Raw genomic sequence first — 19,557 nt, forward strand, 5'->3', positions numbered from 1 at the left:
CGGAGCCTCTCATGACGGACTCCCCTGCCCCGTCGGCCGACAGCATCGCCGCCGTCCTGGCCACCGTCCACGAGCACGGGCCGGGCAAGGGCCCGCACTCCGAGGGCCCGGTACGGCCCGAGCCGCCCGCCGTTCCAGGCACCCCGCTGAGCTCGCTCGCGGCCTGGGGTGACTTCGGCGCCGCCCTGGCCAGGCTCCTGACGGACGTGCTCACCCCGACCCGCTGGGAGCCGCACAACCCCTTCAACGACCACCGCGCCTACCCCTCGCCGCGCGCCGCCTACCTGATCGAGCCCTGGCTGCGGATCGGCATCAGTGCCTGGCGCGTCGACCTGGTCCGGCGCACCCTGGCCGGTCCCGGCTCGCCGCGCCCCGCCCGGAGGGTCAGGCTGGATCTGCGGCGCCGTCCGGACCGGCTGCCCGCCGGCTACGGCTCGCTCGCCGAGGCCCTGGCCGAGCTGGAAGCCGGGCATCTCATGGGAGCTCTGGCCGAACGTGCGCCCGGCTACGGGCTCACCCTCGTCCCGGATCCCGCGGGCGTCACGATCACCCCCGGCGCCTCGGCCGCCGTCCCCTTGCCGCCCTTGCCCTCCTGGCGCAGCGCCGGTCTGGGGCCGCGCGGCGTGTCGGCCGACCCCAGGCCCTTGCCGGAGTCGGCTGCCCGGGCGGTCGCCGAGGCGCTCACGGATCCGCCGCCGGGCTCACCTGCCGCGACCTCGCGCCTGAGAGTACGGCTGGCGCTCAGGAACGTGACCGGCTTGCCGGACGGCTGGTACGCGTTGTCTCCCTCGGAGCCGCGAAGGTGCGACGACCGCCACCCGCCGTCCCTCCTGGAAATGCGACAACCGGGCGCCGCGATGGCGGCGGTCCAGGCCGCCTTCACCTACCCGCCCGAGCAGATCCACGTAGGCGGCATGAACCTGGCCGTTCTCATCACCGCCGACGTCGGGCGCGCGGTGCGGGAGGAGGGACCCCCGGCCTACCCCGCTCTCCTGCAGGCCGCCGGAGCGCTGGCACAGCACGCCTGTACGGCTGCGGCCGTACAGGGCCTGTTCTGCCGCCCGGTGCGCAGCGTCAGGGAAGCGTCCCTGGAGGCCGCCGCCGGCGCACCCGCCGCTCATGACCTGCTCTACCTGGCCCTGATCGGACGCCCACGGTTCGCCTCGCTCTCCTACGACCTGACGCCGCTGACCCGTGACGCCACTTCGTGATCACGCTCTCGAGGCTCATCGAAGTCCTCACCGATCCGGGCCTGCTCACGGTGGTGAAGAATACTCAGCCATGACGGCTTTGCGTGCGCCGACCATCGGGATGGACGCGCCTCTCCGGGACGGGAGTTCGAGGTCCGGTACGTCGCGGATGAGGGAGGGTTACGCGGGGCCCGTTCTATGAGGCGGGTGCAGTGCCGGGAAATTCGTAGGTTGGCGGGAGGCTGTCCTCACATGGAGCGGTGCTCGCCAAACGGTCTGGAGGCGTGATCGAGAAGCGATCGTATGCGTTGAGCGCGACCATGGTGGTGAGCTGGCTCGTGGTCGTGATGGGGCGATATCTGCTGTGGCTGGAGTACGACGACCGCATCATCGAACAACTGGTTCTGGGAGCCGCGTTCATCGTGGCTCTGCTCTCCACCTGGGGGTGGGCGAAGCGACTCGAACGCCGTCGTCGTGACATTCGCGGCCGCCTCGCGGTCGGCGCGGTGGTCGGCCTGTGTGCCGCCGTCGTGCTGCTGCCCTGGAACGGCGTATTCGGGCGTACGTGGTTCGCGATCCATCACGGCAAGTTCACCGCACTGGCCCAACTGGCCAAGGAGAGGAAGCTGCCGACGGACGTGTCATCGGGCGGCTGGGTGGACCTGCCTGTTGAGTTCGATGTCCTGCACTATGGTCATCTCAATACGCAGGATGTGCCGATCGAGCCCTATCCCGGACGCGTTCTGATGATGGCCCTGTCAGACGGGGAAGTGCCGGAGAACATGTTCCTCTACATCTACGGCCGGCCTGACGCCGCGCGGACAAGTCCCTGCGATCTCACCGAAACCACGTTCGACGATTTCCATGAGTGCACCCGCCTCGGGGACGGCTGGTGGTGGATGCCGCGCAAGTCGAACTATCCAAATGTGGACTAAGAGGCGCGCGAAGCGGACCAGAGCCGGTTATCACGTGCCACGGCCGCGACCACGATGTTGGGCCGTAATAGGGCCTCAGGGGCCTGTCATGTGCGCCAGAGACGCCCTCACCGACAGGAAGACCTGTGACGTGCCGCAAGTCAGCGCGTGTCCCTCAGCGGCAGCGGGTCGGGGACGGAGCGTCGAGCTCGGCTTCGCGTGTACGTTCGCCGATCGCCGTTCCTCGGTCATGTGTTGTGGTGTGCGAGGTGATCCCCCCACCTCGGTGCCAGAGTGCGCGCCAACGCCGTTGGGCGGATTCGATGAGCTTGAAGGCCATGGCCAGGCCGGCGGCGCGGGAGCCGGGGCCCTTGGTGACCTTGGTGCGGTGCCGGACGGTGGCGAAGGGCGACTCGATCGGGTTACTGGTGCGCAGGCGGCGCCAGTACCCGAAGTCCCTCACCCTCGAGCAGGCGGCCGCCCTCCTCGACCCGGCCGAGAACTGACGCCTGTACGCCTACGCCGTCCTGTCGCTGCTGATCGGTGCCCGTACGGAGGAACTGCGGGCGCTCACGCCGGGATGCCCGTCTACCTCGCGAGATGCGCACAGCTTCGTCTCGCTGCTCTCCGACTCCGGTGTCCCCTGGAGGACGTCGCCCGGCTTGTCGGTCACAGCTGGACAGCGGTCACCGAAGCCGTCTACCGCAGGCAGATCCGCCCCGTACTCCGGCAGGAAGCGGCGGCGCTGGACACCCTCTTCGCCCAGTAGTTACTCACCAATGCGAAAGGGTGCCATCCTGATGGATGACACCCTGCTCGACCAGCGAAAATCTGGTCGGGACGACAGGATTTGAACCTGCGACCCCTTGACCCCCAGTCAAGTGCGCTACCAAGCTGCGCTACGTCCCGGTTTGTCGGCCGCCCCCTGCGGGGCGGGACGTCATAACCTTAGCGCACATCGGAGGTACACGCGCACACGTGAAGCGGTAGTGGAGGTGGCAGGTGGGGCGGAAGCCGACCATCGATCGGGAGGAGCTGGCACGGCTGGTCGCCCAGGGCATGAGCGTGCAGGAGCTGGCGGGGCACTTCGGGGTCAGCGAGTCGGGGGTGCTGCAGGCCAAGCGGGCCGCGGGGCTGGCCAAGCCGATGATGGACCACAGCCGCGCCCTGCCGTGGAAGCTGGCGCGGGCCCACGCCCAGTCGGGGCCGGCGACCAATCTGCGCAATCTGTCGGCGGCGGCGCAGGGGAGGCCGCCGGCGGCCGAGCGGCTGAACACGGCGCTGCGGTGGGCGCAGCGGCTGGTGGACGCCGGGCTGGACGTCCGGTACGACGCCGCCGAGGGGTTCAGCGAGGTTCCTGTGGCGGCGGGCGGATCGCACGTGGCAGTGGTGCTGGAGGAGGCGCTCCAGGCGCTGGGTGAGAGGCGGTAGCCGGAGGCCGCGAAAGGGCCGATCACGGGCGGGAGGATCGGCGCCGGGCAAGGCCGATCCGGCCCTTTTAGTGGGGTTGGGCGAGTTTTACCTACCCATTCGAGGGAAGTCGCTGGTCTCAAGTTGAGAGACCGGAGGCGAAGATCATGACCACCTTTGCGTGGGTGGCCGTCGTCGTGGTCGCGGTGGTGGCACTCGCCGCTGTGGCATATTTCGTCGGTCAGCGGCAGAAGCGCAGCAGTCATCTCCGTGAGCGTTTCGGCCCCGAGTACGAACGCGTGGTAGCCGAGAGCGACAACCGGCGCGAGGCCGAGGAGGAGCTGCGGGCCCGCGAGGAGCGGCTCAAGGAGCTCGACATCCGCCCCCTCCCCCCGGAGACCCGCGACTCGTACGCGAACCGGTGGACCGAGGTGCAGGAGCGCTTCGTGGACGCTCCGATGTTCGCGGTGACGGAGGCCGACCAGCTGGTCACGTCCGTCATGGCCGAGCGGGGCTACCCCACTGAGGACTTCGAGCAGCGCCTGTCCGACCTGTCGGTACGGCACGCGTCCACCCTGGACCATTACCGGACGGCTCACGAGATCAGCGGGCGCGCGGCCAGGAAGGAAGCCTCCACCGAGGAGCTCCGCCAGGCCATGGTGCACTACCGCGCGCTGTTCGAGGAGCTGCTCCAGGAAACCACCCGAGGACGGTGAGGGAGACATGAGCAGCGGCAGCGATGAGCTGAAGGTTCCGGCCAAGCGTCCCGACGAGCGGGACGACGACGTACGGGCTCGCGACGCGTACGAGCGCGGGTACGAGGACGAGACCAAGGCCGAGACCCGGGACGTGCGGGTGGCCGGGACCGGGACCGGGCGGGACGTCCTGGACGACCACCCCGATCAGACCGGCCCCGATCAGACCGGCCCCGATCAGACGGGCGCCGACCGCACCGGCCTCGATCGCACAGGGCCCGATCACCTCGATCCCGATCACGCCGGCGGCTTCGACGACCCCGATCGGCGCGAGGTGCGCGAGGACGAGAGGGTCCACTCGGCGGAGACGCGCGACCCCCTGGGCAAGGACCCCCTGGGCAAGGACCGCCTGGGCAAGGACCGCCTGGACGACGACCTCCTGGACGACGGCGACGACGAGTTCGCCCGCAGCGAGCAGACCACGATGCCGTCCCCTCCCCCGCACCCCGGCACCACCACGGGGGCCGTCCCGGCCGAGACCCCGGCGCACGCCGCCCCCGCCGAGGTGGCCCTGTTCGACCAGGACCCGGCCGAGGTGCAGTCCCGCTGGCGCGACCTGCAGGCCGCGTTCGTGGACGACCCCGGCGACGCCGTGCAGCGCGCCGACGGCCTGCTGAGCGAGGTCGTGGAGTCGGTGACCGCCAGCCTCAACAGCCGTACGTCCGCCCTGCGCGAGCGCTGGAAGGACGCCGGGACCCCGGACACCGAGCAGCTCCGGCAGGCGCTGCGCGAGTACAGGAGCGTCCTGGAGCGTCTCCTGGCGCTCTCCTCGACCCCGACGACGAACGCGACGCCCAACACGACGCCGCAGACGGCAGCAGGGACGATCGGCGCGCACACGTCCACGTACGGCTCCCACAACCCGAACACCATCAGGGATGAGGTGAGATGACATGCTCGCGATAGTCGCAGCGATCATCTTCGGCCTGGGCTTCCTGCTCGACCTGGTCGGCGCGAAGATCCCCGGCGGGTTCTCCGGCATGACCTTCGCGCTGCTGGGCCTGTGCCTGCTGGCCCTGCACCAGGCGGGCGTCGGCACGGCCGGCATCCGCAGCGGTTACAGCAACTGGCGGGGCCGCGCCCGGCGCTGACCCGCCGGCCCCACCCCGAGACCGAACGGCCCTCCGTGTGATCCAGAGGCGGGGGGCCGTTCCACGTGCGCCCCCGCGGCGGTCACTTACCGGGGAAGCGCATGATCACGGTGCTGCCGCCGTCACCGACGCGCAGCGTCAGGTCGGACGACAGCAGCCGGGCGACCCACAGCCCCATGCCGCCCACGGCGCCGGGCATCGGCCCCGGCTTCCAGGTGCCTTCGTCGTGCACCTCGACGACCAGCTCGCCGCTCGCGACCCAGGTGCGCATGGTGGCCTGGTCGGCGCCGTGGGTGACGGCGTTGGTGGCGACCTCGTTGACGGCGATCACGAAGTCGCCGATGGATTCCTCGGGCATGCCGGCGTCGCGGGCTCCGTCCTCAGCGAACTGCCGGACCTGTGGCAGGTCCGGCAGCCGGAACCGGAGCCGTTTCACGGGCGCGCCGGGTGGCGGGCCCGCGTGGCCCGACTGAGGCTCGACGTCCTCGTTCACCCGGCGACTCTCTTCTCAACCCACCAGCTCGGTACGCAGCTGGTCCAGCACTTTCCTGAGAATGCGCGAGACGTGCATCTGGGAGATCCCGAACTCAGCGGCTATCTCCGCCTGCGTCATGTTGCCGAAGAACCGTAGCAGCAGAATGTGTTTCTCGCGCGACGGGAGCGCGTCGATGAGTGGTTTGACCGCTTCCCTGTCGACCATCGTGCTCAGCGTGTCGTCGTCCTCCGGGATGACGTCGCCGAGCGAGGCGGCGTCGTCGTCGGTGCCGAGCGGCGCGTCGAGCGAGAGCGTGCTGTAGGCGGCGGAGGCGTCGAGCGTGAGCAGGACGTCCTCCTCGGTGATGTTCATCTTCGCGGCGAGCTCGGCGACGGTCGGCGACCGGCCGAGGTCCTGGCTGAGGTCGGCGACGAGCCTGTTGAGCTCGGAGCGGCGCTCCTGGTACAGGCGCGGCACCCGGATGGCCCAGGTGCGGTCGCGGAAATGACGCTTGACCTCCCCTGTCATCGTGACGACGGCGTAGCCCCTGAACGCGTGTCCGAGGCTCGCGTCGAAGCCGTTGACGGCCTTCATCAGGCCAACATACGCGGCCTGGAGGAGATCCTCCAACGGCTCGCCCCGGTAGCGGTAGCGCCGTGCGATCTCCATGGCGAGCGGCCGGTGCATCTCGACGATGCGCTCGCGCAGCCGCTCCCTGAGGCTTGCGGGGGTGTCCTCCCGGGACATCTCGGCCAGGAGTTCTTCGGCGGTCATCTCCTCGAGGACGTATTCCTGCACAGCCATCGCTGCTCCTCATATGGATGCAGGGCGGCCTCCGCGGGAGCAATGTGAAAAAGCCCATGCAGAGGCACACCTCGCTCTACTCTCGAGACGAAAGCCCTCTGCTGGACTTCGGCTCCAGTGTCCCCCCTGGCGCCGGAAGTATTCCTCCCTCCCGCGGTGACAGTAGGGTTGCTGCGTGACAATGCCGGAGAACGGCGAAGGGACCGCGGCGGCCCTGAGCCTGACGTCGTCTACCGTCGACGGGATCAGTGTGATCCGCGTCGACGGCGTGCTCGACGCGACCACGCGCGAGCAGTTCGCCGATTACCTGTCGATGGCGGGTGCCGACGTGATCCTCGATCTCGCCGGCGTGACGTTCATGGACTCACGCGCCCTCGGCCTGATCGTGCACCACTGGCAGACGAGCCTGGCCTCCGGGTCCAGGTTCGCGCTGGTCGGCGTGGAGTACTCCAAGTCGAAGGTGATGTGGATCACGGGCCTGGCGCAGCGCCTGCCGCTCTACGACACGCTCGACGACGCCCTCGCCGCCCTCGGTTGATCGGAGGGCGGGGCGGCGGGTCAGCGGCGCGACTTGCGCTGGTGCTCCTCCACGAGGAGCCTGGCGAGGTCGGCCACCTTGACCTGGTGGTGCTGCGAGATCCTGCGCAGCTCCTCGAAGGCGTCCTCGGCGGAGCACCCGCTGGTCTGCATGATGATGCCCTTGGCCTGGTCGATGAGCGCGCGACCGGCGAGCGCCTCCTGGAGCTGCGCGGCGTCGGTGCGCACCTCCTCGAAGTCCCACATGTTGGCCATGGCGACGCCGAGCTGCTCGGTCAGCATGTCGGTGAGGGAGTGGGCGCCCTGCGGCGAGAACGCGCCCGGCCGTACGGAGTAGAGACCGACGACGAGCTGGGCCTGGGCCACGTCGATGGGCACGGCCAGCGCCGAGCGGATGCCCCAGCGGGTGGCGAGGGCGTCGTAGCGGGGCCAGCGGCCGTCGGTGAGCACGTCGGCGACGGACGCGCGGGCACCGCTCTTCCTGGCCTCCACGGACGGTCCCTCGCCGACCTCGCGTTCGCCCTCGACGAGCATGATCAGCTCGCTGTGCGAGCCGGAGACGAGCACCCGCTGGTCGCGCCAGTGCTCGGCGGAGGCGCCCGCGCAGCCCGGCACCCCGGCCGCCAGCGCCGTGGTGAGACCCCTCAGTACGCTCTCCATCGAGGTGTCCTCGCCGAGCCGGCCGAGTGCGGCGAGGTCACGGGCGAGACCGGGGGTGATCAGGGCGGTCGATTCCATAGCGATAAGCCTCTACCCCATATGGCAACCAATATCCCGAGTAGCGTAGCGTCAGAGGATGACCATGCCGGACCTCGAACATGCGCTGGACGCGCTGGCCGGGCGCGTCACGTCACTGCGTGAGGCGAGGACCGCCTACCCCAACGACCTGGCGCCCACACTCGACGCGACCCTCGCCGAGCTCGACACCGCCGTCGAGCTGCTGGCCGAGGCGCGCGAGCAGCTGCGCAAGGCCCCCAAACGCACGGCGGGCAGGAAGGACGGCGCGCAGCGCGAGCTGAAGCTGCTGCGGCAGGTGTTCCGCGCGTTCCCCGTGCCGGTGATCGTGCTCGACGGCGGCGGCGTGGTCAGGCGGATCAACCCCGAGACCTCACGGATGCTGGGCAGCCCGGACGGCTACCTGGTGGGCCGCTCGTTCCCGCTGCTGGTGGACGTGTCGCGGCGGGCGGCGTTCCGCTCGCACCTGACGTCGGTGCTGCAGACCGGGCAGCCGTCGGCGTTCGAGACCCGGCTGGCGCACCAGGGGCGCACCCACACCGTGCAGGTGGCGCTGACCAGGCTGACGATGCCGGGAGAGCCGCAGCAGATGGTGGCGGCCGTGGCGCTGCCGACGGAGGTGCAGCTTCCCGAGCCTGGCGCGCGGCGGCCCGAGCAGTCCGACGGCGCGCTGCTCATCGCCGCGGCCAAGCGGCAGGACCTGCTGGTCAAGATGGGCAAGCTGCTGCTGGACGAGCAGGCGCTGCTGCGCCCGGTGGCGGTGGCGCGGGCCACCCGCCTGCTGGCGGCCGAGTGGGCCGACTGGGTGATCGCCGACCTCGTACGCGACGGGCTGGCGCGCCGCTCGGCCGTGATGGGGCCGAAGAACCTGCCGGTGGCAGGGCTGGTACGCCAGGTCGAGGCGAGCGACCCGATGGGCAGCCAGGTGGTGCTGCAGGTGCTGGAGCGGCGCACGGGCGTGGTCCAGGAGATGGTGGACGACGAGACGCTGCTGGGCTTCTCCGCCGAGGGGCCGCTGCTCACGGCGATGGGCGCGGGCTCGCTGGTGTGCGTGCCGATCGGCAACGGCGACGGCGCGCTGACGCTGGTGCGCGGGCACGACCGCTCGCCGTTCACGCTGGCGGACCTCGCGGTGCTGCAGGAGGTCGGGCTCCAGCTCGGCCTCGCGGTACGCGCCCAGAGCAGCTACCAGAGCCGTTCGCGGGCGGCGGACGCGCTGTCGGCGAGCGTCGCGCCGCGCAACCTGCCCGACGTGCCCGGTTACGAGGCGGCGGCCGTCTACCACCCGGGCTCGTCGGTGGGCGCGGAGTTCTACGACGTGTTCCCGGTCTCGAAGGGCTGGGGTTTCGCGCTGGGCGGCGCGGCGGGCAAGGGCGAGGAGGCGGCCTCGGTCAGCGCCATGGTGCGCGGCGGCCTGCGGGTGCTGAGCGCCTGGGAGTCCGATCCCGACCTGGTGATGCGCAAGGTCAACGAGGCGCTGGTGGCGCAGGGCACGGGCATGTTCGTGATGGCCGTGGCCGGGTTCGTCAAGGGACGCACGCTGCGGATGTCGTCGGCGGGGCACCATCCCGCGGTGCTGCTGCAGCCCGACGGCGGCGTGCGTTACGCGGCCGGCGGCGGCGTGCCGCTGGGCATCTCGCCCGAGGCGGAGACGAGCGTGGAGACGCTGACGGTGGCTCCCGGGGAGACGCTGGTGCTCTATTCGGAGGGCCTGATCTCCTCCAGGAACGACCGGGGCGAGCCGTACGGCGAGGAGCGCCTGGCCGACGTGCTGGCCAGATGCGCAGGTCAGGAGCCCAGCGCGGTGGTGAAGGCGGTCGAGGAGGATCGCAACCTGTTCTCCGGTGGCCAGGTTTGGGACGAGATCGTGGTGTTCGCGCTGCGGGGTGTCTGAGTTGTGGGGGTTTGCGATCGCGGCAAAGCTGGGTATTCTCTAGGGCACAGCCTTTCCGTGCCTAAGACGCAGGCACACCTTCTGACGCTTTTCTCGTTGCTGAGGTGTGCCATGAATATCGCGATTGTCGCTTCCGCCGGAGGCAGCCAGCGCCACCGCCTTCTCGCCGTCGCCCGCGAGCTGGGCCGCGAGCACCACGTCACCATCTACTCCCGCCGTGACAACACCGAAGGCAAGCCCAAGACGAGGGTGGCCCCGGGTGTCACGCTGGAGCAGCTGGACGTGGGCCCGGCCAGGGACCTGCCCGCCGACGACGTGCTGCCCTACCTGAACGACCTCGGCGACCACCTCTCCAAGCGGTGGAACCACGACCGTCCCGACGTGATCCACGCCCACTCCTGGACCTGGGGCCTGGCCGCCGTGGCCGGCGCGCAGGGGCTGTCGGTGCCGGTGACGCAGACGTTCCACACCGTGGACACCGCGCACAAGGACGTCGAGCGCGCGCTCGGCCGCCGCGCCCGCGCCGTCATCGCCGGCTCGGGGGACGAGGAGTCCGCGCTGATCCGGCTCGGCGTGCCGCGCAACAACATCGCGATCGTCCCCCCGGGCGTCGACACCGAGCGTTTCCAGCGGCGCGGGCCGGTCGCCACGCGCGGCTCCCACAAGCGGCTGCTGCACGTCGGCCCGCTCACCCCCGATCGCGGCGCGCACACCATCGTGCGGGCGCTGCAGGGCCTGCAGGACGTCGAGCTGGTCATCGCCGGCGGCCCCGAGCCCGAGGACCTGGACGCCGACCGCGACGCCCGCCGCCTGCGCGTGCTGGCCGAGCAGCTCGGCGTCGCCGACCGCGTGACGCTGCTGGGCCAGGTCAAGCGCGCGGCCGTGCCGAAGCTCATGCGCAGCGCGGACGCCGTGGTGTCGGTGCCGCGCGAGGCCGCGAGCGGGATCGTCGCGCTGGAGGCCATGGCCTGCGGCGTGCCGGTCATCGCCTCCGCCGTCGGTGCCCACCTCGACTCCGTCATCGACGGCGTGACCGGCCTGCTGGTGCCGCCGGACCGCCCCGCCCGCACCGCGCGGCTGGCCCGCGAGCTGCTCCAGGACCCGACGCTGCGCACCGCGCTCGGCTACGCGGGCGCCGACCGGGCGCGCTCGCGCTACTCCTGGGAGCGGGTCAGCCAGGAGCTCGTCCGGGTGTACGAGGCCGCCTGCGCCTGACGAACGTCTCTCCGGCTCCGGCAGGGCTTTCCTGCCGGAGCCGTTCGCTTGCCCAGGAGGCTACGGGCGGCCCTCCTGGCGGCACAGGCGCGCGGCCTTGAGCCCCAGGTGGACGGCCAGGCGGTCGTCACCGTCCGACAGGTCGCGGCCGGCCAGGCGCTCGGCCTTGCCCAGCCGGTAGTAGAGGGTCTGGCGGTGGATGCCCAGCTCGGCGGCGGCCTTCTGGGCGTGGCCGCCCTGGTCGAGGTAGACCTCCACGGTCTGGGCCAGCTCGTCGTCCAGCGCCGCGACCTCGGCCGCCAGCTCGCGCAGGTCCGGCAGGCCGAGCCGGGCCAGCAGGCGGTGCACGCCCAGGTCCTCCCAGCGGGCGACGGGGGCGTACCGGGGGAAGTGCTCGGCGATGCGCAATGCCTGGCGGGCCTCGCGCCAGCTCAGCCAGGCGTCGGCCAGGTCCGTGCGGGGCGCGCCGACGCCGGCGGCGGTGCCGTACGCGCTCCGCACCGTCTGCGCCACCTCCCCCGCCAGGTGCGCGGGGGCGAGCAGGGCGACCGGCGAGCCGGGGCGGGCCAGCACCCCGCGCGGCAGCGTCCACAGGGCGGCGACCCGCTCCTGCGACTCGCGTACCGCGATGGCCGTGACCGGGCCTGCCGCCTCGATGGCGGCTCCCGCGCGCTCCTCCGGGTCGGCCGAGAACAGCGCGAGCAGTCCCCGCCCGAGGTCGCTGCGGCTCCTGGCCTCCTGGGCGAGCGCGGCGGCGGCCCTCGCCACGAGCGGCGCGACCGCGGCCAGGCGTTCGTCGGTGAGCGCGCCGGAGTCGAGCAGCCACAGGTAGCCGTAGGTGACCTCGCCGTGCCGCAGCGGCCAGCACACCCGGGCGAGGACCCCGAGCGCGGCGTCGGCGGGGATCCGCACGGGGCCGCCGGCGCGGGCGATGCCGTAGCGTTCGAAGTAGTCGCGCACCTCGCCGCTGGCCCGCCTGCGCAGGATCGACTCCTGGCGGACCGTGTCGATGTCGCCGTGCTGAGCGCCGTAGGCGAGCAGCCGGAACGAGCGGTCCTCCAGCGTGGCGGAGGCGCCCAGCCGGGCGGCGATCTCGTCCACGGTCTCTTGTAGGTCTGCCGCGTCATACATTTGTATGACAGCCTGCCACATGAGGCGTTACGCCCGTCAATGGACCCCTCTGACCTGCGATTTCTAAACTTGAACACATGCTCGGTCAACTGTTGCTCGCCGCTTCCAGGAGTGGCCTCGTCCGCCGCTCCGTGTCAGGCTTCCCGCTCACCAACAAGGTGGTCGAGCGGTTCGTCGCGGGCGAGAGCGTCGAGGAGGCCCGCGTCGCCGTCGAACGCCTCCGTGACGCCAACCTGGCCGTGACCATCGACCACCTCGGCGAGGAGACGCTCGACGCGGGCGCCGCCAAGGCCACCGCCGGCGCGTACATCACGCTGCTGGAGGCGCTGCGCCCGCTGGGGCTGGGCACGCGCGGCGAGGTGTCGGTCAAGCTGTCGGCCGTCGGGCAGCGGCTCGACGACGCCATGGCGCTGGAGCACGCCCGCGAGATCTGCGCGGCCGCCGCGCTCAACGGCTCGACCGTGACCCTCGACATGGAGGACCACACCACCGTCGACTCCACCCTCGGCATCCTGCGCAAGCTGCGCGAGGACTACCCGGAGACGGGCGTGGCCATCCAGGCGTACCTGTTCCGCAGCGAGGCGGACTGCCGCGAGCTGTCCGCCGAGGGCTCCCGCGTCCGGCTGGTGAAGGGCGCCTACCGCGAGCCCGCCTCGGTCGCCCACCAGGGCAAGGCCGAGGTCGACAAGGCGTACGTGCGATGCCTGCGGATCCTCATGGCGGGGAAGGGTTACCCCATGGTGGCGACGCACGACGACCGCCTGATCGCGATCACGGAGCTGCTCGCCGACCGTTTCGGGCGCTCGATCGGCGACCACGAGTTCCAGATGCTCTACGGAATCCGGACCGACCGGCAGGAGTCCCTGGCGGGCGCCGGACACACGGTCCGCGTCTACGTCCCGTACGGCGACGACTGGTACGGCTACTTCATGCGCCGCCTGGCGGAGCGCCCGGCCAACGTCGCCTTCTTCCTTCGCGCCCTTGGGGGTAAGTAGTAAATGGATGCCATCAGCAACGTCCCCGCGCCCGTGAACGAGCCGATCCACGGCTACGCGCCGGGCAGCGCCGAGCGGGCCGCGCTGGAGGACCGCATCAAGGAGCTCTCCGGGACCTCGCTCGACCTCACCATGACCATCGGCGGCGAGCAGCGGCTCGGCGGCGGCGCGCCCATCGACGTGGTGCAGCCGCACAACCATGCCTCCGTCCTGGGCCGTACCAACGACGCTACGGCCCAGGACGTGCGGGACGCGATCGACAACGCGCTCCAGGCGGCCCCCGCCTGGCGGGCGCTGTCGTTCGACGAGCGGGCGGCGATCTTCCTCAAGGCCGCCGACCTGCTCTCCGGGCCGTGGCGGGCCACGCTGAACGCCGCCACGATGCTCGGCCAGTCGAAGTCGGTGCAGCAGGCGGAAATCGACTCGGCCTGCGAGCTGATCGACTTCCTGCGCTTCAACGTGTCCTACGCCCGGCAGCTCTACGCCGACCAGCCGATCTCCTCGCCCGGCGTGTGGAACCGGATGGAGTACCGGCCCCTTGAGGGGTTCGTGCTGGCGATCACGCCGTTCAACTTCACGGCCATCGCCGGCAACCTGCCGGCCTCGGCCGCGCTGATGGGCAACGTCGTGGTCTGGAAGCCGTCGCCGACGCAGCAGTTCGCCGCGCACTTCACGATGCGGCTGCTGGAGGCGGCCGGGCTGCCGCCCGGCGTCATCAACATGGTCACCGGCAACGGCCAGGGCGTCTCCGAGGCCGCGCTCACCCACCCGGCGCTCGCGGGCATCCACTTCACCGGCTCCACCGCGACGTTCCAGCACCTGTGGGCCACCGTGGGCCAGAACATCGCCTCCTACCACGCCTACCCGCGTCTGGTCGGCGAGACCGGCGGCAAGGACTTCGTGCTCGCCCATCCGTCCGCCGACCCGGCCGTGCTGTCCACGGCGCTGATCAGGGGCGCGTTCGAGTACCAGGGGCAGAAGTGCTCGGCGGCGTCGCGGGCGTACGTGCCGCGCTCGATCTGGAACCGGATGCGTGACGACTTCGTCGCCACGGCCGAGTCGCTGACCGTCGGGGACGTGACCGGCGACCTGTCGACGTTCATGGGGGCGGTCATCGACGGGCGGGCCTTCGCCAAGCACAAGGCGGCGATCGACCGGGCCCGCGAGTCCGCGGACATCGACCTGCTCACCGGCTCCTACGACGACAGCACGGGCTGGTTCGTCCGGCCGACGGTGCTGGAGTGCGCCGACCCGACGGACGAGATCTTCGTCAAGGAGTACTTCGGGCCGATCCTCGGCGTGCACGTCTACGACGACGGCGACTTCGACCGGGTGCTCGACCAGATGGAGGGCGTGGCGCCGTACGCGCTGACCGGCTCGATCATCGCGCAGGACCGGTACGCCATCGCCTCGGCCTCGGAGCGGCTGCGCTTCGCGGCGGGCAACTTCTACGTCAACGACAAGCCGACGGGCGCGGTCGTGGGGCAGCAGCCGTTCGGCGGCGCGCGGGCCTCCGGCACCAACGACAAGGCCGGGTCGATCTTCAACCTGATCCGCTGGGTGAACGCCCGCACGATCAAGGAGCTGTTCGTCCCGCCCACGGACCACCGTTACCCGCACATGGGCTGAGTCCCTGACCGTTCCGCGTCACCGAGCCCCCGGGGTGTTCCCCGGGGGCTCGTGGCGTAATGTGCAACGGTCGTGTCGTTGACGCCACGCCGCCCCCGCGACCAGCATGAAAGGCATGCAGCGGAGGATCGTGGTCGTCGTCTTCCCCGGCTTCCAGCTCCTCGACCTGGCCGGGCCCGCCGACGTGTTCGGCACGGCCGAGCTGGTCGTGCCCGGCTCCTACCGGGTCGAGGTGGTCGCGCCGCGCGCCGGTCTCGTGCCCGCGGGCAACGGCGTCACGGTCGCGGCGGGCGCGCTGGACGAGGTCGAGGGGCCGATCGACACGCTGATGGTGGCGGGCGGCCTGTCGGTGCCGCAGCACCTGGCGGACGCCGGGCTGGTCGGCGGCATCGCGGCGCTGGCCGGGGCGGCGCGGCGTACCGCGTCGGTGTGCAACGGGGCGTTCCTGCTGGCCGAGGCCGGTCTGCTGGAGCGCCGCCGGGCCACCACCCACTGGCTGAGCGCCGGCGAGCTGCGCGAGCGTTACCCGGACGTCGAGGTGGACGCCGACCCGCTCTACATCGAGGACGGCCGCGTGTGGACCTCGGCCGGGGTGCTGTCCGGGGTCGATCTCGCGCTGGCGCTCGTGGGCAGGGACCTCGGGCACGAGACGGCCGGGCGGGTCGCCCGCGGGCTCGTCGTCTACCTGCACAGGCCCGGCGGGCAGAGCCAGTTCAGTTTGCCGATGGCGGCGCTGACACCGCGCAGCGAGCCGCTGCGTGAGCTGCAGGCCTACATCGACGCCCACCCCCGCGCCGACCTCAGCGTGCCCGCGCTCGCCGCGCGGGCGGGCATGAGCGAGCGGCACTTCTCGCGCGTCTTCACCCGCCAGACCGGGCTCTCCCCCGGCCGGTACGTCGAGCGCAGCCGCGCCGACGCCGCCAGGCGGCTCCTGGAGACCACCGACCATCCGCTGGAGACGGTGGCCAGGCGGTGCGGGCTCGGGACGGCCGAGACGCTCTACCGCGTCTTCCGCCGCCACTGGCGGGTCTCGCCCGGCGACCACCGCCGCCGGTTCTCACCACCTAAGGAGCGTTGACGATGCATGTGGCCATCCCTCTCTACCCCCGGTTCACGGCGCTGGACGCGGTCGGGCCGTACACGGTGCTCGCCTTCGCGCCCGGCTGGCGGGTGACGTTCGTCGCGGCCGAGCCGGGCCCGGTGACCGACGACCGGGGCTCGCTCAGCCTCGCCGCCACCGCCTCCTACGACGACGTGCCCGATCCCGACGTGATCGTGGTGCCCGGCGGCCCCGGCACCTTCGACGCGCTCGCCGACGAGGCCCTGCTCGGCTGGATCCGGCGGGCGCACGGGCGTACGAGCTGGACGACGTCCGTGTGCAGCGGCTCCCTGCTGCTCGGCGCGGCCGGCCTGCTCGACGGCCTGCGGGCCACCACCCACTGGGCGGCGCTGGAGCTGCTGCGGGAGTACGGCGCGGAGCCGGCGAGCGAGCGCACGGTCGTCCAGGGCAAGGTGGTGACGGCGGCCGGGGTGTCGGCGGGCATCGACATGGCGCTGACGCTGCTGGCGCGGGCCACGGACGAGGAGACGGCGCAGACGGTGCAGCTCGCCATCGAGTACGACCCGCGGCCGCCGTTCGACGCGGGCTCGCCGCGTACGGCGCCGGCGGGCCTCGCCGACCGCGCCCTCCAGCTCATCGTCTGAGCCTCCCCGCGTTCGGGGCGGCTCAGGCCGGATCGTCCTCGGGAACGGCGCCCAGCGGCAGCACGTCGAAGTGGATCACCACGTGCCCGGCCGGCGGCTCACGTCCCTCCGCCGGCTGGGCCTGCCTGGCGTCCGAGACCGTCCGGTATCGCTCCAGCACCTCCAGCACCTGATCGCGCAGCTCGGCGGTCTCCTCCACGGTGAGCCGCAGCGACCGCCGCCCGAACCCGCTCGCCTCCACCCACTCCGCCGGCGCCCGTGACGCCCCCTGCCGCCATCTCGCCAGCTCGGCGCCCCGCTGGCGTACGAGGTCGTCCAGCAGGACCTCCAGGGCGCTGGCCGCCTCGGCGTCGGGCGGCGGGTCGCCGTAGCTGAAGCCGCCCGGCACGACCCGCCAGTATTTCTCCTTGCCCCGCCCCATCCCGGCCGCGACCTCGATCATGCCGTGCCTGGCGAGCTCCCTGAGGTGGTAGCTCGTCGCTCCGGTGTTCTCCCCGAGCAGCACGGCGAGGCCGGTCGCGGTCGCCGGGCCGCGCTCGTCGAGCAGCTCGTAGATGCGCAGTCGCAGCGGGTGCGCGAACGACTTCAGCGCGTTCGCGTCAAGCGTATGAGCGGAAAAGCCCTTGCTCTTCGTCACGTGCAAGCCTATCTTTGCAAAGAAACCTGTGCACACTTTTCCCTGTACGCTTCCCACCCTACTGGAGTGAGCCATGACCGGCCATGGCCTCGGGCGGTCCTTCGCCTTCCTGTGGTCCTCCACCGCGCTGTCCAACCTCGCCGACGGCGTGCTCAAGACCGGCGCGCCGCTGCTGGCCGTGTCGATGACCCGCTCCCCCACCCTGGTCTCCCTCGTGGGCGCGGCGGCCACCCTGCCCTGGCTGCTGCTCGCGCTGCCCGCCGGCGCGATCGCCGACCGCGCCGACCGCCGCCGCATCATGGCGACGGCGGGGGCCGTCAGGGCCGTGGCGCTGGCGGTCGCGGCGGTGCTGGCGGCGTCAGGGGCGCTCGATCTGTGGGTGCTGCTCGCGGCCGTGCTGGCGGCCGGGGTGGCCGAGGTCTTCGCCGACACCTCGGCGCAGTCCGTTCTGCCGATGACGGTGCCCGCCTCCCAGATCACGCGGGCCAACGGCCGGGTGTTCAGCGCCCAGCAGATCGGCAACGAGTTCGCCGGCGCGCCCGTGGCCGGGCTCCTGGTCGGCCTGCTGCCCGCCGCCGTCTTCGGCGCCCCGGCCCTGCTGTACGCCGCCGCGGCGGCGCTCCTGCTCGGCATGCGGGGCACGTACCATCCGGCCAGGAACACCACGCAGGCGGACGGGAGGTCGGTGTCAGGGCCGCTGCTGCAGGAGATCCGCGAGGCGCTGCGCTACCTGCTGGCCCATCGGGTGCTGCGCAGCCTGGCGATCACCGCGGGCCTGCTCAATCTCGCCAACTCCGCCTACTTCGCCGTCTTCGTCCTGTGGGCGGTGGGCGACGGCTCGGCGATCGGCCTGCCGCCGGAGGGATACGGCCTGATGATGACGGCCCTCGCCGCCGGCGCGGTGCTCGGCTCGCTGCTGGCCGAGCGCATCGCCCGAGCCTTCGGGGAGTTCCGCGCGCTGACGGCCTGCTGGCTGGCCAGCAGCGTGCTGCTCCTGGCGCCGGTCGTCGCGCCGTCCCCGTGGGCGCTCTACCCGACCGCCGTGCTCTGGGGCGTCTTGGGAGGCGCCGCGAACGTGCTGGTGATCTCCACCCGGCAACGGCTGATCCCGCCGGAGCTGCTCGGCCGGGTCAACTCCGCCTACCGGCTCATCGGCATGGGCGGCATGCCGCTGGGGGCGGCTCTCGGGGGCGTCGTGGCGGAGTTCGCGGGGCTCCCGGCCGTCCTGCTGGGGTCGATCGGCGTGTGTCTGCTCGGTGTCGGACTGGTGCGGCACGCCCTGCGGGATCGAATTTCTAGGCCCTTGACCAGCGACGCCGCACTTCCTGACATAACCAGATCACTGTAGGCACCCTATGGACTGTGTTGAAGTGACATGATTATCCCCGAGTCTGAGGGGATGGTATGCGGAAGATCGGCGGACGGTACCTCCTGCACGAGGAGGCCGGTCGTGGGGGTATGGGAGTCGTCTGGCGTGCGTTCGATCAGCTCCTCCACCGAACAGTGGCGCTCAAGGAGCTGACCTTGGCCGGTGAGGTCGAGATGGTACGCCGCCGGGTGCTGCGTGAGGCCAGGATGGCTGCTGGGCTGACGCATCCCAACATCGTCACGGTCCACGACCTCATGGAGGAGGGCGGCAAGCTCTGGATCGTGATGGAGTACCTCGACGGGCTCTCGTTGCACCAGCTGCTGTCGCAGGTCGGCACGCTCCCGGCGCAGTCGGTCGCGGCCATCGGGCAACACCTGCTCGCCGCGCTGCGCACCGCGCACCAGGCCGGGGTGCTGCACCGCGACGTGAAGCCCGCGAACGTCATGCTGACCGGCGACCGGGTGGTGCTGACCGACTTCGGCATCGCCACGGCCGAGGGCGACATCCGCATGACGACGTCGCGGCGGCTGCGCGGCACACCCGCCTTCATGGCGCCCGAGCGCCTGCACGGCGGCCCGGCCAGCAAGGAGGCCGACATGTGGTCCTTCGGCGCCACGCTCTACAGCGCGGTCGAGGGGCAGCCTCCTTACCCGGGGCAGGACGCGGCCACGGTCCTCGGCATGGCACGCAGCGGGCCCTACCCGCCGCCGCGCCGCGCCGGCGTGATGCGTCCCCTGCTCGAAGGGCTGCTGCACCACGACCCCGTACGCCGGTTCACCCCCGAACAGACGGCGGGGCTCCTGGCGGGCATGCGCGCCAGCGCCTACCAGGCGGCCATCTGACCGCCGGCACCACCTGACGCACCCGCCGACGGAGTGGAGAGTCGGCGGGTGGACCTCACGTGCACGACAGGATGCCGCTGGCGAGGTGCGCTTCGTACGGCCCCGGCATGGGAGTGGCGGGCGCGCCTCGCCCACTGACGGCATGAAGGTGGCGGGGCACGCCTCGCCCACCAACGTTGTGGAGCCGGCGAGCCCGCCTCGCCACCGGGCGGTGTGGAGTCAGGGGGCGC

20 protein-coding genes, 1 tRNA gene and 1 pseudogene are annotated in these 19,557 nt (G+C 71.7%); 15 read left to right on the forward strand and 7 right to left on the reverse strand.

Going from position 1 to position 19,557, the window contains the following annotated elements; translation table 11 throughout:
* The first annotated feature begins 11 nt into the window (after positions 1-11).
* Both ACBR40_RS40105 and ACBR40_RS40110 read left to right on the forward strand, forming a co-directional pair.
* On the forward strand, positions 12-1,211 hold the full coding sequence (locus tag ACBR40_RS40105) for a hypothetical protein (RefSeq protein ID WP_371252098.1): 1,200 nt from the start codon (positions 12-14) through the stop codon (positions 1,209-1,211).
* A 263-nt stretch (positions 1,212-1,474) separates the two neighbouring features.
* A complete protein-coding gene (locus ACBR40_RS40110; RefSeq protein WP_371252099.1) occupies positions 1,475-2,125 on the forward strand; it encodes a hypothetical protein in 651 nt (216 codons plus the stop codon).
* A 271-nt stretch (positions 2,126-2,396) separates the two neighbouring features.
* Here the strand turns inward: ACBR40_RS40110 and ACBR40_RS40115 are convergent.
* Together ACBR40_RS40115 and ACBR40_RS40120 are read right to left on the reverse strand one after the other, a co-directional pair.
* Positions 2,397-2,552 (reverse strand): annotated as a pseudogene (locus ACBR40_RS40115) (IS256 family transposase); the annotation flags it as partial.
* A gap of 384 nt (positions 2,553-2,936) precedes the next feature.
* Positions 2,937-3,013, reverse strand: a tRNA-Pro gene (locus ACBR40_RS40120).
* 93 nt (positions 3,014-3,106) lie between these two features.
* On the opposite strand from ACBR40_RS40120, the gene ACBR40_RS40125 reads away from it, so the two are divergent.
* The 4 genes from ACBR40_RS40125 to ACBR40_RS40140 all read left to right on the forward strand — a co-directional run bounded on the left by ACBR40_RS40125 (position 3,107) and on the right by ACBR40_RS40140 (position 5,360).
* Complete coding sequence (locus tag ACBR40_RS40125; protein WP_344205426.1) at positions 3,107-3,535, forward strand: helix-turn-helix domain-containing protein; 429 nt, start codon at positions 3,107-3,109, stop codon at positions 3,533-3,535.
* 146 nt (positions 3,536-3,681) lie between these two features.
* Positions 3,682-4,230, forward strand: coding sequence for a hypothetical protein (locus tag ACBR40_RS40130; RefSeq protein WP_329579989.1), 549 nt, complete (start codon positions 3,682-3,684; stop codon positions 4,228-4,230).
* 7 nt (positions 4,231-4,237) lie between these two features.
* Complete coding sequence (locus ACBR40_RS40135; protein ID WP_371252100.1) at positions 4,238-5,161, forward strand: hypothetical protein; 924 nt, start codon at positions 4,238-4,240, stop codon at positions 5,159-5,161.
* Position 5,162: 1 nt separating this feature from the next.
* The gene (locus ACBR40_RS40140) at positions 5,163-5,360 is read left to right on the forward strand and encodes a hypothetical protein (RefSeq protein ID WP_329579995.1); all 198 of its coding nucleotides are present in this window, start codon (positions 5,163-5,165) and stop codon (positions 5,358-5,360) included.
* Between the two features lie 82 nt (positions 5,361-5,442).
* On the opposite strand, the gene ACBR40_RS40145 is transcribed toward ACBR40_RS40140, so the two are convergent.
* Together ACBR40_RS40145 and ACBR40_RS40150 are read right to left on the reverse strand one after the other, a co-directional pair.
* Entirely contained in the window at positions 5,443-5,853 is a 411-nt protein-coding gene (locus tag ACBR40_RS40145) for an ATP-binding protein (protein WP_344205424.1), read from the reverse strand.
* A gap of 15 nt (positions 5,854-5,868) precedes the next feature.
* On the reverse strand, positions 5,869-6,639 hold the full coding sequence (locus ACBR40_RS40150; RefSeq protein ID WP_344205423.1) for a SigB/SigF/SigG family RNA polymerase sigma factor: 771 nt from the start codon (positions 6,637-6,639) through the stop codon (positions 5,869-5,871).
* Positions 6,640-6,820: 181 nt separating this feature from the next.
* On the opposite strand from ACBR40_RS40150, the gene ACBR40_RS40155 reads away from it, so the two are divergent.
* Entirely contained in the window at positions 6,821-7,177 is a 357-nt protein-coding gene (locus ACBR40_RS40155) for an STAS domain-containing protein (protein ID WP_344206430.1), read from the forward strand.
* Between the two features lie 20 nt (positions 7,178-7,197).
* Here ACBR40_RS40155 and ACBR40_RS40160 read toward each other — a convergent pair whose 3' ends face one another.
* Positions 7,198-7,914 (reverse strand): GAF and ANTAR domain-containing protein, encoded by a 717-nt coding sequence (locus ACBR40_RS40160; protein WP_329580002.1) that lies wholly within the window; start codon positions 7,912-7,914, stop codon positions 7,198-7,200.
* 58 nt (positions 7,915-7,972) lie between these two features.
* Between ACBR40_RS40160 and ACBR40_RS40165 the strand changes: the two genes are divergently transcribed.
* Together ACBR40_RS40165 and ACBR40_RS40170 are read left to right on the forward strand one after the other, a co-directional pair.
* The gene (locus tag ACBR40_RS40165) at positions 7,973-9,805 is read left to right on the forward strand and encodes a SpoIIE family protein phosphatase (RefSeq protein WP_344205421.1); all 1,833 of its coding nucleotides are present in this window, start codon (positions 7,973-7,975) and stop codon (positions 9,803-9,805) included.
* 111 nt (positions 9,806-9,916) lie between these two features.
* Positions 9,917-11,020: a glycosyltransferase gene (locus tag ACBR40_RS40170; protein WP_371252101.1), complete on the forward strand. Its 1,104-nt coding sequence runs from the start codon at positions 9,917-9,919 to the stop codon at positions 11,018-11,020.
* A 60-nt stretch (positions 11,021-11,080) separates the two neighbouring features.
* Here the strand turns inward: ACBR40_RS40170 and ACBR40_RS40175 are convergent, their stop codons facing one another.
* Positions 11,081-12,151, reverse strand: coding sequence for a PucR family transcriptional regulator (locus tag ACBR40_RS40175; protein ID WP_371252102.1), 1,071 nt, complete (start codon positions 12,149-12,151; stop codon positions 11,081-11,083).
* A 77-nt stretch (positions 12,152-12,228) separates the two neighbouring features.
* Here ACBR40_RS40175 and ACBR40_RS40180 point away from each other — a divergent pair, with 77 nt between their 5' ends.
* From ACBR40_RS40180 to ACBR40_RS40195, 4 genes are all read left to right on the forward strand, one after another.
* The gene (locus ACBR40_RS40180; protein ID WP_344205418.1) at positions 12,229-13,146 is read left to right on the forward strand and encodes a proline dehydrogenase family protein; all 918 of its coding nucleotides are present in this window, start codon (positions 12,229-12,231) and stop codon (positions 13,144-13,146) included.
* Between the two features lie 3 nt (positions 13,147-13,149).
* Entirely contained in the window at positions 13,150-14,775 is a 1,626-nt protein-coding gene (gene pruA, locus ACBR40_RS40185; RefSeq protein WP_364445375.1) for an L-glutamate gamma-semialdehyde dehydrogenase, read from the forward strand.
* A gap of 115 nt (positions 14,776-14,890) precedes the next feature.
* Entirely contained in the window at positions 14,891-15,853 is a 963-nt protein-coding gene (locus tag ACBR40_RS40190) for a GlxA family transcriptional regulator (protein WP_371252103.1), read from the forward strand.
* A gap of 2 nt (positions 15,854-15,855) precedes the next feature.
* Positions 15,856-16,479: a DJ-1/PfpI family protein gene (locus tag ACBR40_RS40195; RefSeq protein ID WP_344205413.1), complete on the forward strand. Its 624-nt coding sequence runs from the start codon at positions 15,856-15,858 to the stop codon at positions 16,477-16,479.
* 22 nt (positions 16,480-16,501) lie between these two features.
* On the opposite strand, the gene ACBR40_RS40200 is transcribed toward ACBR40_RS40195, so the two are convergent.
* Positions 16,502-17,116, reverse strand: a complete 615-nt coding sequence (locus ACBR40_RS40200) for a helix-turn-helix domain-containing protein (protein WP_371252104.1) — start codon at positions 17,114-17,116, stop codon at positions 16,502-16,504.
* A 73-nt stretch (positions 17,117-17,189) separates the two neighbouring features.
* On the opposite strand from ACBR40_RS40200, the gene ACBR40_RS40205 reads away from it, so the two are divergent.
* Positions 17,190-18,464, forward strand: a complete 1,275-nt coding sequence (locus ACBR40_RS40205; RefSeq protein WP_371252105.1) for an MFS transporter — start codon at positions 17,190-17,192, stop codon at positions 18,462-18,464.
* Positions 18,465-18,520: 56 nt separating this feature from the next.
* A complete protein-coding gene (locus tag ACBR40_RS40210) occupies positions 18,521-19,327 on the forward strand; it encodes a serine/threonine-protein kinase (RefSeq protein WP_329580026.1) in 807 nt (268 codons plus the stop codon).
* The last annotated feature ends 230 nt before the right edge of the window (positions 19,328-19,557 follow it).

The organism is Nonomuraea sp. AD125B (genome assembly GCF_041402765.1).
Taxonomy (GTDB): Bacteria; Actinomycetota; Actinomycetes; order Streptosporangiales; family Streptosporangiaceae; genus Nonomuraea; species Nonomuraea bangladeshensis.

What these genes read in the sequence shown, in the direction of transcription:
- ACBR40_RS40105 (WP_371252098.1), top strand. Translation starts at nt 12, where the DNA reads ATGACGGACTCCCCTGCCCCGTCGGCCGACAGCATCGCCGCCGTCCTG.
- ACBR40_RS40130 (WP_329579989.1), top strand. Translation starts at nt 3,682, where the DNA reads ATGACCACCTTTGCGTGGGTGGCCGTCGTCGTGGTCGCGGTGGTGGCA.
- ACBR40_RS40135 (WP_371252100.1), top strand. Translation starts at nt 4,238, where the DNA reads ATGAGCAGCGGCAGCGATGAGCTGAAGGTTCCGGCCAAGCGTCCCGAC.
- ACBR40_RS40140 (WP_329579995.1), top strand. Translation starts at nt 5,163, where the DNA reads ATGCTCGCGATAGTCGCAGCGATCATCTTCGGCCTGGGCTTCCTGCTC.
- ACBR40_RS40150 (WP_344205423.1), bottom strand. Translation starts at nt 6,639, where the DNA reads ATGGCTGTGCAGGAATACGTCCTCGAGGAGATGACCGCCGAAGAACTC.
- ACBR40_RS40155 (WP_344206430.1), top strand. Translation starts at nt 6,821, where the DNA reads ATGCCGGAGAACGGCGAAGGGACCGCGGCGGCCCTGAGCCTGACGTCG.
- ACBR40_RS40160 (WP_329580002.1), bottom strand. Translation starts at nt 7,914, where the DNA reads ATGGAATCGACCGCCCTGATCACCCCCGGTCTCGCCCGTGACCTCGCC.
- ACBR40_RS40165 (WP_344205421.1), top strand. Translation starts at nt 7,973, where the DNA reads ATGACCATGCCGGACCTCGAACATGCGCTGGACGCGCTGGCCGGGCGC.
- ACBR40_RS40170 (WP_371252101.1), top strand. Translation starts at nt 9,917, where the DNA reads ATGAATATCGCGATTGTCGCTTCCGCCGGAGGCAGCCAGCGCCACCGC.
- ACBR40_RS40175 (WP_371252102.1), bottom strand. Translation starts at nt 12,151, where the DNA reads ATGTATGACGCGGCAGACCTACAAGAGACCGTGGACGAGATCGCCGCC.
- ACBR40_RS40180 (WP_344205418.1), top strand. Translation starts at nt 12,229, where the DNA reads ATGCTCGGTCAACTGTTGCTCGCCGCTTCCAGGAGTGGCCTCGTCCGC.
- pruA (WP_364445375.1), top strand. Translation starts at nt 13,150, where the DNA reads ATGGATGCCATCAGCAACGTCCCCGCGCCCGTGAACGAGCCGATCCAC.
- ACBR40_RS40190 (WP_371252103.1), top strand. Translation starts at nt 14,891, where the DNA reads ATGCAGCGGAGGATCGTGGTCGTCGTCTTCCCCGGCTTCCAGCTCCTC.
- ACBR40_RS40195 (WP_344205413.1), top strand. Translation starts at nt 15,856, where the DNA reads ATGCATGTGGCCATCCCTCTCTACCCCCGGTTCACGGCGCTGGACGCG.
- ACBR40_RS40205 (WP_371252105.1), top strand. Translation starts at nt 17,190, where the DNA reads ATGACCGGCCATGGCCTCGGGCGGTCCTTCGCCTTCCTGTGGTCCTCC.
- ACBR40_RS40210 (WP_329580026.1), top strand. Translation starts at nt 18,521, where the DNA reads ATGCGGAAGATCGGCGGACGGTACCTCCTGCACGAGGAGGCCGGTCGT.